At 73.5% G+C, this 12,838-nt stretch carries 11 protein-coding genes; 7 read left to right on the forward strand and 4 right to left on the reverse strand.

The features are described 5' to 3' along the window. Nucleotides 1–190: 190 nt before the first annotated feature. Complete coding sequence (locus ACIQVI_RS22870; protein WP_403598809.1) at nt 191–1,729, reverse strand: S1C family serine protease; 1,539 nt, start codon at nt 1,727–1,729, stop codon at nt 191–193. A gap of 317 nt (nt 1,730–2,046) precedes the next feature. On the opposite strand from ACIQVI_RS22870, the gene ACIQVI_RS22875 reads away from it, so the two are divergent. From ACIQVI_RS22875 to ACIQVI_RS22885, 3 genes are all read left to right on the forward strand, one after another. Beyond that, nucleotides 2,047–2,868 carry a glycerophosphodiester phosphodiesterase gene (locus ACIQVI_RS22875; RefSeq protein ID WP_351970913.1) on the forward strand — a complete coding sequence of 274 codons (822 nt, stop codon included), beginning with the start codon at nt 2,047–2,049 and terminating at the stop codon, nt 2,866–2,868. A gap of 109 nt (nt 2,869–2,977) precedes the next feature. Continuing rightward, on the forward strand, nt 2,978–3,580 hold the full coding sequence (locus ACIQVI_RS22880) for an ATP-binding protein (RefSeq protein WP_121833417.1): 603 nt from the start codon (nt 2,978–2,980) through the stop codon (nt 3,578–3,580). 268 nt (nt 3,581–3,848) lie between these two features. Then, a complete protein-coding gene (locus tag ACIQVI_RS22885) occupies nt 3,849–4,826 on the forward strand; it encodes a DUF5926 family protein (protein ID WP_351970912.1) in 978 nt (325 codons plus the stop codon). Between the two features lie 219 nt (nt 4,827–5,045). Here ACIQVI_RS22885 and ACIQVI_RS22890 read toward each other — a convergent pair whose 3' ends face one another. Together ACIQVI_RS22890 and ACIQVI_RS22895 are read right to left on the reverse strand one after the other, a co-directional pair. Beyond that, nucleotides 5,046–5,678, reverse strand: coding sequence for a hypothetical protein (locus tag ACIQVI_RS22890; RefSeq protein WP_403598814.1), 633 nt, complete (start codon nt 5,676–5,678; stop codon nt 5,046–5,048). Between the two features lie 183 nt (nt 5,679–5,861). Continuing rightward, on the reverse strand, nt 5,862–6,662 hold the full coding sequence (locus ACIQVI_RS22895) for a bifunctional DNA primase/polymerase (RefSeq protein ID WP_403598817.1): 801 nt from the start codon (nt 6,660–6,662) through the stop codon (nt 5,862–5,864). A 537-nt stretch (nt 6,663–7,199) separates the two neighbouring features. Between ACIQVI_RS22895 and ACIQVI_RS22900 the strand changes: the two genes are divergently transcribed. Together ACIQVI_RS22900 and ACIQVI_RS22905 are read left to right on the forward strand one after the other, a co-directional pair. Beyond that, on the forward strand, nt 7,200–8,681 hold the full coding sequence (locus tag ACIQVI_RS22900) for a PP2C family protein-serine/threonine phosphatase (RefSeq protein ID WP_403598820.1): 1,482 nt from the start codon (nt 7,200–7,202) through the stop codon (nt 8,679–8,681). Between the two features lie 146 nt (nt 8,682–8,827). Then, nucleotides 8,828–10,288 (forward strand): aminopeptidase P family protein, encoded by a 1,461-nt coding sequence (locus tag ACIQVI_RS22905; protein ID WP_403598823.1) that lies wholly within the window; start codon nt 8,828–8,830, stop codon nt 10,286–10,288. Between the two features lie 99 nt (nt 10,289–10,387). Here ACIQVI_RS22905 and ACIQVI_RS22910 read toward each other — a convergent pair whose 3' ends face one another. Then, nucleotides 10,388–10,858 (reverse strand): ATP-binding protein, encoded by a 471-nt coding sequence (locus ACIQVI_RS22910; protein ID WP_403599754.1) that lies wholly within the window; start codon nt 10,856–10,858, stop codon nt 10,388–10,390. Nucleotides 10,859–11,108: 250 nt separating this feature from the next. Between ACIQVI_RS22910 and ACIQVI_RS22915 the strand changes: the two genes are divergently transcribed. Continuing rightward, nucleotides 11,109–11,894, forward strand: coding sequence for a hypothetical protein (locus tag ACIQVI_RS22915; protein ID WP_403598826.1), 786 nt, complete (start codon nt 11,109–11,111; stop codon nt 11,892–11,894). Between the two features lie 143 nt (nt 11,895–12,037). Beyond that, nucleotides 12,038–12,820 carry a YcnI family protein gene (locus ACIQVI_RS22920; protein ID WP_351970906.1) on the forward strand — a complete coding sequence of 261 codons (783 nt, stop codon included), beginning with the start codon at nt 12,038–12,040 and terminating at the stop codon, nt 12,818–12,820. The last annotated feature ends 18 nt before the right edge of the window (nt 12,821–12,838 follow it).

The following is a 12,838-nucleotide window of genomic DNA, read 5'->3' on the forward strand; positions in this document are numbered from 1 at the left end:
AGTCCGGCTCCCTGGACGAGGTCTACCGCCACCACCGCATCGACACCGACAGCATCGTCGCCGCCGCACTCGATCTCACCCGGTGAAGCGGAGTGGGGGGGGGGGGGGGGGGGGGGGGGGGGGGGGCCCCCCCCCCCCCCCCCCCCCCCCCGTCGCGCATCACCCGTCCACGCGCGCGTGCGCGTCCGTGTCAGCTGTCGCCGGTGCGCTCGCCCAGGACGACGGTGGTCGTGGCGGACTTGCCGTCGCGCTCGTAGGTGATCTCCACCGAGTCGCCCGGCTTGTGGGTCCAGATCTCGCTGATCAGGGTGGGGCCGCTGTCGATCTGGTGGCCGCCGAAGCCGGTGATCACGTCGCCCGGCTTCAGGCCCGCCTTCGCCGCGGGGCCGTTCGGGGTGACCGAGGGCGTGCCGCCGGTGCCCCGCGCGGCGATCTCGGCGCCCTCGCCCTTGTCGTTCATGTTCACGGTCGCGCCGATCACCGGGTAGACCGGCTTGCCCGACTTGATCAGCTGCTGGGCAACGTTCTTCGCCTGGTTGACCGGGATCGCGAAGCCGAGGCCGATCGAGCCCGCCTGGGACTGGCCGAAGCCGCCGCTGGTGGACTGGATGGCCGAGTTGATGCCGATCACCGCGCCGCTCGCGTCGAGCAGCGGGCCCCCGGAGTTGCCCGGGTTGATCGAGGCGTCCGTCTGCAGGGCGCTCATGTACGAGTTGCTGCCGCCGGACGCGTCGCCCGAGGCGACCGGGCGGTTCTTGGCGCTGATGATGCCCGTCGTCACCGTGTTCGACAGGCCGAAGGGGGCTCCGATCGCGATCGTCGAGTCCCCGACCGCCACCTTGTCGGAGTCGCCCAACGGGAGCGGCTTGAGGCCCTTCGGGGCGTTCGTGAGCTTCAGTACCGCCACGTCGTAGCCCTCGGCCCGGCCGACGACCTCCGCGTCGTACGACTTGCCGTCGGAGAAGGTCACGGAGAGCGTGCCGCCGTCCGCCGCCGACGCCACTACGTGGTTGTTGGTGACGATGTGGCCCTCCTGGTCGTACACGAAGCCCGTGCCCGTGCCGCCCTCGCCCTGGGAGCCGCCGGACTTCGCCTGGATGGTGCCCACGCTCGGCAGCGCCTTCGCCGCGACCGCCGCGACCGTTCCCGGGTCGCGCTTGAAAGAGGCCGGGGAATCGCCCGAGGAGACGGTGGTCGAGCCGACGCCGTCGTCACCCCGCTCGGCCGCCCAGTAGCCGATGCCGCCGCCGATGCCGCCCGCGACGAGCGCCGCCGCCAGGACGGCCGCCACGAGGCCGCCGGTCCGCCTGCGCGGCGCGGCGGGAGCGGGGGGCACGGGCGCGTGCGGGGCGCCCCAGGAGGGGACGGTCGGCGGGGGCGGGGGCCAGCCGCCGGCCGCGTCCGCGGGGGCTGCGGAGGCGGCGTGGGTCGCCTGGGCCTCGGGAGCGGCGTGGTGGGGCCCGGGAGCCGCGTGGGCCGCGTGGACCGCCTGGGTCTCGGGGGCGGCCGGAGTCGCCTGGGCCGGCTGGACCGGCTGGACCGTCGGCATCTCCCGGGTCTCCGGGGCTTCCGGCCCGCTCGCGTCCGCCGGGTGCGCCGGCTCCGCCGCGGTCGGCTCGGGGGCCCGGGACGGGGCCGGAGGGGCCGACGGGGGTACGGGAGGCGTCGGAGGGGCGGACGGAGCAGCCGGATCCCCCGGAACCGCCTTGCCCTCGTTCTCGGTGCTCACAGCTCGCTCTCCTCGTTCACTGCGTTGACTGGCGTTGACTTCATGGACTGGTCGGACGTGTGGTCCGGTCGTCTGCCCGCTTTCGGCCGCGCGTACCTGTGGGTGCCCGACATTCGAACCACACGCGCGTGCGTGTGACTGTTCTCGACCGCGTGAGGTTGTGGTCGCTCCGGCTCCAGGGTGCTGCGACCAGCTTTTCCCACCGGACGTCAGGCCGCTGTAAGGCGGAGCTGTGCGTTCGCACTCCATCCTTTATAAAGGACAGAACGGACAGTCCCGGTGTGCTCGCCGCGCCCCGCCAATGGCACCATGACGCGGTGACTCACGCACGGCAGCAACCGAACCGCGCCCCCGTCCAGGTCGTCGCCCACCGCGGAGCGTCCGAGGACGTACCGGAACACACCCTGGCCGCCTATGTGAAGGCCATCGAGGACGGCGCCGACGCCCTGGAGTGCGACGTCCGGCTCACCGCCGACGGGCACCTGGTCTGCGTGCACGACCGGCGCGTCGACCGCACCTCCAACGGCCGCGGGGCCGTCTCCACCCTCGAACTCGCCGCCCTCGCCGAGCTCGACTTCGGCACCTGGAAGGGCCGGGGCGAGTCGGCGGAGAGCCCCGACCGGCGGGCCCCCGGCTCCACCTCCGTCCTCACCCTGGAACGCCTCCTGGAGCTGGTCTCCGACACCGGGCGCCGGGTCGAGCTGGCGATCGAGACCAAGCACCCCACGCGCTGGGCGGGCCAGGTCGAGGAACGGCTGCTCCAGCTCCTGAAGAGATTCGACCTCCACGCGCCCGCGTCCCCCGAGGACTCCCCCGTGCGCGTCATGAGCTTCTCGGCCCGCTCCCTGCACCGAATCGCCGCCGCCGCGCCGACGCTGCCCACCGTCTCGCTCGCCCAGTTCGTCTCGCCCCGGCTGCGCGACGGACGGCTCCCCGCGGGCGCGCGCATCGCGGGCCCCTCCATCCGGATCGTCCGGCACCACCCCGCGGTGATCCTGCGGCTCCAGAAGGCCGGGCACCAGGTCCACGTCTGGACGGTGGACGAGCCCGAGGACGTCGAGCTCTGCGAGCGGCTTGGCGTGGACGCGATCATCACCAACCGCCCGAAGCAGGTGCTGACCCAGCTGGGCCGGGACTGAGCCCCTCCGTTTTCCCTCACTTCCGCCCCATCCGTCACAGGGGACAAAGGGAGCAACACGGGTTACAGGGAGTGCACCGGCGCGTTCCGTCCGTACGCGATCGTCACGAGTGCCTCATCCCACGCCGATTGGCCGGTTTCCGGTCCAGGTCATCGGGGCATTCACACCGTGGCGTGGGGCAAAGGAGGTCTCGGGGGTGGCGTTGGTGGTGGCACAGGAGGTGCCCACGTCGTCGAGCATGGCCGTACCCCATGGCCCTGCGGGCGTGGGTGAGGCGCGGCACCGGATGCGGGACGAGCTGTACCGCAGCGGGGTCGCGGAATCGGTCGTCGACGACGCGGTACTGATCCTTTCCGAGCTGCTCAGCAATGCCTGCCGGTACGGCAGGCCGCTGGGGCGGGCGGATCGTGGCGACGGGGACGTGCGGGCGGCCTGGCGGGTCGACCCGGCGGGCGGCCTGCGGGTCGAGGTCACCGACGGCGGAGGCCCGACGCGGCCCGTCCCGTCGACGCCCTCGGTCACGGCCCGGGGCGGCCGCGGGCTGAACATCATCAGTGCGCTGGCCCAGGACTGGGGCGTGCGCGACAGCGCGACCGGCGAGGTCACCGTCTGGGTGGTCGTCACCGAGGGGCACCGCCGCGAGGACTTCGCGACGCACGTCGGCGGCGGGGCGGGCTTCGACTTCCTGGACGCGTACGAGGACTTGGACTGATCCCGGGTCCGGCTCCCGGCGCATACGAGGGTCCGGGCTGTTTCCGGGTCCGGCACCTGGGCGCGCACGAGAGCGGGGCTGATCCCGGGTCCGACCAACGGGCACGTACGAGGGTCCGGGCCGGTCCCGGGTTCGGGAGCCGCTCCCGCGGTCCGGGTCGGGGCCCCGGCGCGGCCCGCCTGAGGGGCGGTGGCGGTCGGGGCGGCTAGGCTCGCGCCCGAAACAGCACCGCAGACAAGCACCGCCGCGATCGGGAGAAAGCCACACCATGGCCAAGAAGCGCCCCCAGACGAAGGCCGGCAAGGCCGGCCAGGCACAGGTCACGAGCGGGGAGATCCCGGTCGTCGGCGCGCGCGAGCCGTGCCCGTGCGGTTCGGGCCGCCGCTACAAGGCGTGTCACGGCCGGGCCGCCGCGCACGCCGTGACCGAGCTCGTCCAGCGCCCCTTCGAGGGTCTGCCCGGCGAGTGCGACTGGGTCGCGCTGCGCGAGCTGGTGCCCGCCGCCACCGTGCCGCTCACCCTGAAGGGCGGGCTGCCCGAGGGCGTGCCGTCCGTGACCCTCGCGACCGTGCTGCCGATGGCGTGGCCGGCGCTCCGCCGCGACGACGGCTCCGTCCTGCTCGCCCTGCAGAACGACTCCACCTCCGGCGACCTGGCCCGCGACCTCGCCGACACCCTCCAGCGCGCCCTGGACTCCGAGCCGGGCACCCCCGTCCCCGCGCGCCGCGTCCCGGCCGAGGGCCCGCGCCTCCAGGACCTGCTGGACGCCGACGCCGCGTTCGCCCCCGAGGTCCACACGGGCTTCGAGTTCTGGATCCCGCAGTCCGCGGACGGCGCCGACCCGGAGGTCGCCGCCTCCCTGGAGCGGGCCAACGCGGCCGCGATCCCGACCGTCCGGCTGACGGGCGTCGACTCCGCGTACTGGTGCGAGACCCCCGACAAGAACCACCTGCGCTGGGTCATGCCGTACCCGGAGGAGAAGCTCCTCGACGCGCTCGCCCGGCTCCAGGCGGCCGGCGAGACCTCCCTCGGCCCGGACACCCGGCTCGTCGGCTCCTTCCGCGCCCACGGCCTCGTGGTGCCGGTGTGGGACCTGCCGACGTCCATGACGGCCGAGGAGTGCGAGAAGCCGGCCGCCGAGTTCTTCGAGCGGCTGACCGGGGCGCTCGCCTCGGACGCTCCGCTCACGGCGGAGGAGCGGCGTGCGCGCGGCGGCCTCACGAACCGTCAGGTCACTCTCAGCTGATACCCCAGGTGGTATCGGTGACTGACAGACCGACCAGTCGGTGACTTCCACCACAACCCGGTCTTCGGACAGGTAAATCCCTGTCCGAATAACCGAGATCGAATTTGCGAACAGCAGATCTCTTGTTACCGTTCTGGAAGCCCGGTCGCTGGTGCATCCCCCGTCGCCAGCGACCGGGCCTTTCCATGTCCGCTTCCGGCCCGGCCGGGGCGTCCGACGTCAACTTCCCTCGCGGTCCGCCGTGTTGCTGCCCGCCCGCAGCAGCAGCGGAGTGCCGCCGCCCTCGCCCGCGCCGGCGAATTCCGCCACCGCCGTATACGCCGTGACCGGGCCCGCGCCGCGCTCCCGGGGCGTTTCACAGGTGCCCGGTTCATCCTGCGCGGGAACTCCGCAGCGCACCTGCACGGTCCGGCCGCCGGGGGCCATGAGGGTCAGAAACGCGTCGAGTTCCCGCCTCGTGGCGTTGCGGTAGTACGTACGCGCCCAGACGTCGGACCCCTCGTTCAAGACACACGTCTGCGCCTCGGCGCCTCCGGGAGAGGCGAGTTCCGGCCCACAGCGCGTGACCCGCTCGGGAGCGGCCGGCGCGGCGGCGACCGGAGGGACGGAAGGAGCGGGAGGGGCCGCGGAGGTCCCGGAAGCGGTCGGTTCCGGCGTGCGGGGCCCGAGGCCGAGGCCCTTCCAGAGCCCTCCGGCCGCTCCGTCGTCCCCGGCCTTCCCGTCGCCTTCGCTCCGGGTGCCGGGAGGTCGTGCGGAGTCGCCGGCCGGCCCCGCCGTCGCGACGAGCGGCAGCAGCACGGCGACCGTGACGGCGGCCCCGAGTACGACCACGCGGAGGTTCACCGGAGTCATCGGGCCCACCTGCTCCTGCTCGGCTGGAGATCCTGAACGGTGGGGCGAACATAGCGGCGGACGGCGGGTGCCCGGACGGCCGCGCACCCGTTTCCCGTACGCGTCGGGGCGGGCCGCACCCGTTCGGGTGAACGTCCGCCGCCCGCCACGTACCGGTCGCCGCTCACCGCCCGTCGACCGCCGTCAGTACGCCAGCCGACTCCCGCCGCCCGGCATGTTCGTGCTCGCCTCCACCAGGGCGTCCACCACCGCCTCGACGTCCGGCAGCCACGGCCGGGCCGAGCCCGCGAGGGGCGCCCGCTCCCAGCGGACCTGTCCGGAGCCCGCGACCGAGGGAGGCAGCAATAGATAGCCGCCCTCACTGTGGAACCGCAGCGAACTGGGCACGCTGTCCTTCGCGTACAGCAGGTCGCCCAGCCGCTCCAGGTCGTACGGGGCGACGAGGATCGACCACCGGGTGGGGGTGGCGACCACAGGGCCGAGGCGCATCCCCGTGGCGTCGAGCGCGGCAAGGGCCCGGGCGCCCGCCACGGCGGGGAGGCTGACCGCGCAGGGCGCGCCGCCGCCCGTGGCGAGGACCACCGGGGCGTCCGGGCGCCGGGTCCACCACCAGCGGACCATGCGCTCGTCCGTGGTGGCCGCCAGCAGCCCGGGGTCGTAGGGGTGCGCGCCGGGCACCACGCAGTCGGGGTCGGGACAGGAGCAGTCGGGCCCCGCGTCCGTACGGGCCGACTCCCCCGGGCCCGCGTCCGTACGGGCGGGTCCCTCCGGCCCCGTGGCCGTGCGGGACAGCGTCCTCAGGCCCGCGGCCGTACGGGACAGCACCTTGAGGCCCGTGGCCGCGCGGGGCGTCGTTCTCAGGCCCGCTCCCGGCACGACGGGCCAGTTCCATTCGACGGCGAAGGTGACCGCCGCGTCGAGCCGTGCGGTCCTCGCCTTGCGCCGGAACCAGAGCTTGCGTCGCCTTCCGAGGATCTCGCGCATGAGCGCTCGTTCCTTTCCGTTGAACGCCGAATTCCCATCACACCACGTGCAGATTCATTCACCGTGCGTATCAGAGCGCGTACCGGGTCGGCGGGGGACCGGTACCGCGTGGGGGCGGGGCCGGTCGGGCCGGAAGAACCGTGTACAACCCGGTGGAGCCAGTGGAGCCCAGTGGAGCCAGGTCAGAGCCAGAGCGGTTCAGAACACGTTCCCCGCCAGTCGGTGGCGGGCCGCGGCCTGCGGCGTGAAAGACGCCGGGGTCCCGCATCACGTTCCGGGGCAGCTTCAACTGCCCCCGCCTGTCACCGTTTACGTACCCCGCACGCTCGGAATGACGCGCTTTCAAACGACGCCAGTCGACCGCAAAAGGTGCACACCGGGGGTAATTTTCGGCCAACTTCCCGGTTACTTCAACCCTCTCGCGCGACCTCACGGACACCACTTTTCCGGTGGGGACAATGCTGGACATCGCTCCTCTTGTGCGTGTACATGTGGGTACATCGAGCGGCGCAGGATGACATGGGGGTTTGCGATGCTATGGCGTCAAACGCACCGGTCGGAAAGCCGACTGACATGAGTGCCCCACGTCTGCCGAAAGTGGCTGGAATCGATTCAACGGTTCCCGCGCCACCGCACACTACGGCGCCCCTCCCCGGGGTCCCCCCGGCCGCGCCCCCCGCCGACGCGGCCCTCCCTCCCGGAGTCCTGATCCAGGACCGGCTCGCCTCCTGGGTCTCCGACCTCACCACCCTCCACGAACTCACCGAGCGCCTGATCAAGACCTCGTCCCTCGACGAGGCCCTCCGCGAGGTGCTCGGCGCCGGAGCCGCCCTCGTCGGCGCCCGCCGGGGCATGGCGGTCCTCGAACCCGCCGACGGCCTCGGCCCCACCAGCACCATCGGCCTCGGCCTCGCCCACGCCGACCTCGGCACCATCGAGACAGTCCCGCGCGGCTCGGGAAGCTGCGGCCGCCTCCTCGACGGACTGCCGGAGACCGATCCGCCCGGAGCCGACCTGCCCGGAACCGGTCGCCCCGCGCGCGTGCCCGATCCGATCGCCATCCGCGACGTACGGACCGAGGAGGGCCTCGACCCGCGCCACCGCGAGGTCGCCGCCCGGCTCGGCTACGCCGCCAGCTACGCCCTGCCCCTCGCCACCGAGGAGGCCGGCCGGCTCGGCGCGGCCGTCTGGCTCTACGACGAGCCCGCCGAACCCGACGAACGCCGGCGCCACCTCATCGGGCTCTACGGCCGCTTCGCCACCGAACACCTCGCCCGCCTCCTCCAGGTCGAGCGCGCCCGCGTCCGGGTCGCCACCGTCGCCGAGGAGCTGCTCCCGAGCCGGCTCCCCCGCGTCCCCGGCGTCCGGCTCGCCGTCCGCCACCGGACCGGCCCGCAGGGCGGCGGCGACTGGTACGACGCGCTGCCACTGCCCGAGGGCGCCCTCGGGCTCGCCGTCGGCTCCGTCTCCGGGACCGGCCCCAGCGCGCTCGCCGCCATGGGCCGGCTGCGCGCCTCCCTCCGGGCGTACGCGGTGATGGAGGGCGAGGACCCGGTCGCCGTCCTCTCCGACCTCGAACTGCTGCTGCGGCTCACCGAGCCCGCCCGCTCCGCGACCGCGCTCTTCGCGTACGCCGAGCCCGCGCAGCGCCGGATCGTCCTCGCCGGGGCCGGGCACGCCCCGCCGCTGATCGTCGGCGACCACCGCACCGAGTTCGTCGAGACCTCGCTGTCGGCCCCGCTCGGCATGTTGACGTGCTGGGAGGCGCCGAGCGTGGAGCTGTCCCCCGCGCCGGGAGAAACGGTGCTCCTCTACACGGACGGGCTGCTGCGCCGTACCGGCGACACCACCGACCGGGCCTTCGCCCGGCTCCACGCGGCTGCCGCGAGCGTGCCGGGGGCGGACCGGTCCGACCCGGGCGCCGTCGCCGACCACGTCTTGCGGACCCTGCTGCCCGAGGGCCTCGACCCTGCCGTGGAGGGCGAGGACGTGGTGCTGCTCGCGGCCCGTTTCGAGTGAGGATTCCGAGGGGGGACGCGCACGCGTGCCGGGCCGCCGGGTAAGCGGACCGTGACGTTCCGGTAATGGGCCTTCCGGCCCTGGGCCCCCTTCCGTACGACCGTACGATGGTGGGGGTTCAGTGTCGTACCAGAGGAGGCAGACCCGTGGCCGAGGAGCTCACCCCGGAGACCCCGGAAGAGACCGAAGACCAGCCGATCAAGCAGCGCAAGAACGGCCTTTACCCGGGCGTGTCCGACGAGCTGGCCGAGAACATGAAGTCCGGCTGGGCCGACACCGAGCTGCACGGCCTGGAGCCGATCGCCCAGGCCGACCGGACCGCCGAGCGCCGCGCCGCGCTCTCCGCCCGCTTCCCGGGCGAGCGCCTGGTGATCCCCGCCGGGAACCTGAAGACCCGGTCGAACGACACCGAGTACGCCTTCCGCGCCTCCACCGAGTACGCGTACCTCACCGGCGACCAGACGCAGGACGGCGTCCTCGTCCTGGAGCCGGTGGAGGACGGCCACGAGGCCACGATCTACCTGCTGCCGCGCTCCGACCGCGAGAACGGCGAGTTCTGGCTCGACGGCCAGGGCGAGCTGTGGGTCGGCCGCCGCCACTCCCTCACCGAGGCCGAGCAGCTCCTCGGCATCCCGGCGAAGGACGTGCGCGAGCTCGCCGCCGCGCTCAAGGAGGCCACCGGCCCGGTTCGCGCCGTCCGCGGCCACGACGCCGGCATCGAGGCCGCGCTGACCGACAAGGTCACCGCCGAGCGCGACGAAGAGCTGCGCGTGTACCTCTCCGAGGCCCGCCTCATCAAGGACTCCTTCGAGGTCTCCGAGCTGGAGAAGGCCTGCGCCGCCACCGCCCGCGGCTTCGAGGACGTCGTCAAGGTCCTCGACAAGGCCGAGGCCACCAGCGAGCGCTACATCGAGGGCACGTTCTTCCTGCGCGCCCGCGTCGAGGGCAACGACATCGGCTACGGCTCCATCTGCGCCGCCGGCCCGCACGCGACCACCCTGCACTGGGTCCGCAACGACGGCGACGTGCGCTCCGGCGACCTGCTGCTGCTCGACGCCGGCGTGGAGACCAACGAGCTCTACACCGCCGACATCACCCGGACCCTGCCGATCAACGGCCGGTACACCGACCTCCAGCGCAAGATCTACGACGCCGTGTACGAGGCGCAGGAGGCCGGCATCGCCGCGGTGAAGCCCGGCGCCGCCTACCGCGACTTCCACGACGCCGCCCAGCGCGTCCTCGCCGAGAAGCTCGTCGAGTGGGGCCTGGTCGAGGGCCCGGTCGAGCGCGTCCTGGAGCTCGGCCTCCAGCGCCGCTGGACCCTGCACGGCACCGGTCACATGCTCGGCATGGACGTCCACGACTGCGCCGCCGCGCGCACCGAGGCCTACGTCGACACGACCCTCGCGCCGGGCATGTGCCTGACCGTCGAGCCGGGTCTGTACTTCCAGGCCGACGACCTGACCGTGCCGGAGGAGTACCGGGGCATCGGCGTCCGGATCGAGGACGACATCCTCGTCACCGAGGACGGCAACCGGAACCTGTCGGACGCGCTGCCGCGCCGCTCCGACGAGGTCGAGGCGTGGATGGCCTCGCTGAAGGGCTGACCTCCGCGTACGTTGGAACACGAAGGGCCTCCGCCGACCGACCGGCGGGGGCCCTTCTCCGTGCCCGTGCGTCCTGTGTTCCCCGTGTGTCCCAGGCGCTCACGCCATGAGGAGCGACGGGGTGTCCTTCCACTTCAGGATCTTGTCGAAGCTGACGACCGCGCCGCCCCGGCCCGAGCGGTTGCCGAACTGCACGTGGTCGGCGAGCTCCTCGATCAGCCGCATCCCGCGCCCGTGCTCGGCGTCCGAGGGGGCCGCGGGAAGCTCCACGTACGGGAAACCCGGCCCCGAGTCGGCCACCTCGATGCGACAGGTCTCGCCGTCCAGGTACGCCGTCACCCGGTAGGCCCCCGAGAGCGCCCCGGGCGGTCCGCCCGGCCCCGCGTCGGGGTCCGCGCCCGCGCCGCCGTGCTCGACCGCGTTCGCACACGCCTCGGTCAGCGCCACCGACAGCTCGTACGACACGTCGGGATCGACCCCCGCCGTCTCCATCGTGCCCAGCAGTAGCCGGCGCGCGAGCGGCACGCTCGCGGCTTCGCGCCGCAGATGGAGTGACCACCAGATGCTCATGCTCCAGCCTCCCGGCATCGGCTCGGCGGACCAGTGGTCCAGCAGCACGACGTACCGATACCTATTGCCGTACGGGAGGCTCCGTAAGCGCCCCGGGGCGTCAAGAGCGCCCGTTCGGCGGATGCCCGGGGCCCGCGGGCCGGTGTATGTCGGTCCGCGGGCCGGTGTATGTCGGTCCGAAGAGGCCCAAGAACGACCTTCCGGACCTGCCGTATGGCGGTGGGGGGCGTGGTGCGATGATGGGGCCGCCATGTCTGCCCCCGCGCTCGCTCCACGGCTGCTGAGGGCCGCGGTGTTCACCGCGGTCTGCGTCGTGCTGTCCGCGCTGGGCCACGCCCTCGCGGCGTGCGCGGGCGTCGCCCCGTGGTCCCTGGTCGCCGGTTTCCTCGGCGTCTTCGGCTTCGCCGTCCTCTTCGGCGGCCGCGAGCGCTCCCTCGGCTCCGTCGTCGGCGCCCTCGCGACCGGGCAGCTCGGCCTGCACGTCCTCTTCGGCCTCGGACAGCACCGGCTCGCCCTGGGCGGCCAGGCCGACGACGCCCTCGTCCGGATGGCGGCGCGGCTGGTCTGCGGGGCCGGGGCCACGGCCCTCACCCCCGCAGACGCCACCAGGATCCTCACCGACGCCGGGGTCGACCCGGCCGCCGCGCACGCCCACGCGGGACACGGCGCGGCCGCCGCGCAGGCCGTCCCGGCCGACGGGCTGCTGCCCGGTCTGCCCATGCTCCTGGGGCACCTGCTCGCCGCCCTGGCCACGGGCTGGCTGCTGCGGCGCGGCGACCTCGCCCTCGGCCGGCTCGTCGCACTCTCCGGGCAGGGCGCGACCGAGCTCGCGGAGCACGCCCGGGTCCGCTCGCTGCGGGCCGCGCTCCGTCTCGTACGGATCCTGCTCGCCGGGCTGCCCTCGGTGGCGCGCACCGCGCCCCGGCGGACCCTCCGCACGGCCTTCGACTCCTCGCCGCCGCCGGTGGCCGAGGCGCTCAGGGACACGGTGATCAGGCGCGGCCCGCCGGCCGCCGACTGCGTGCTCGCAGCCTGACGCGGTCCGCTCGACAAGGAGCGGGGCCGCGTTCGTCCGCACGCCCGCCCGGATTCCGTTCTGGATTCGTCCCGGATTCCCGGCCCGGCGCGCCGGACCCTCTCGTCCTTCGCCGTCTCCTCTCCGAGCTGGAGTGTTCCGTCATGAGCGTTTCCCGCATCTCCACCCGCGCCGCCCTCGCCGGGGGCATCGCCCTCTCCTCCGTCGTGCTGCTCTCCGGCACCGCCTTCGCGCACGTCAGCGTGCAGCCGCAGGGCGAGGCCGCCAAGGGCGGCTACGCGACCGTCAACATCAAGGTGCCGAACGAGCGCGACAACGCCTCCACCGTGAAGCTGGAGGTCAGCTTCCCGCTCGACCACCCCCTCGCCTCCGTCATGCCGCAGCCCGTCCCCGGCTGGAAGGCCGAGGTGACGAAGAGCAAGCTCGACAAGCCGCTGGAGCTGCACGGCAGGAAGATCAACGAGGCCGTCTCCAAGGTCACCTGGACCGCCGACGGTTCGAAGATCGGCCCCGGCCAGTTCCAGCAGTTCCCGCTCTCCCTCGGGCAGCTGCCCGAGGACGCCGACCAGCTGGTCCTCAAGGCGGTGCAGACGTACGACAACAAGGAGGTCGTGCGCTGGATCGAGGAGCAGAAGGAGGGCGCGGAGGAGCCGCAGAACCCGGCTCCCGTCCTGAAGCTCTCCGCCGCGTCCGACGACCACCACGGCGGCGGCGCGGCGCCGTCGGCCACCGCGTCCGCCACCGCTTCCACGGGTGAGAAGGACGGTCACGACGACAAGGCGGGCGACCACGAGAAGGAGGCCGTGGCTTCCTCCTCCTCTTCCTCCTCCGACACCACCGCCCGGGTCCTCGGCGTCGTCGGCATCCTGATCGGCGTGGCCGGTGTGGCCTTCGGCGTCCTCGCCGGCCGCCGCCGCTCGGCCTGACGGCCCCGCTTCCTCTCC

Origin of the sequence: Streptomyces sp. NPDC098101 (assembly GCF_044760185.1) — a bacterium.
Classification (GTDB): domain Bacteria; phylum Actinomycetota; class Actinomycetes; order Streptomycetales; family Streptomycetaceae; genus Streptomyces.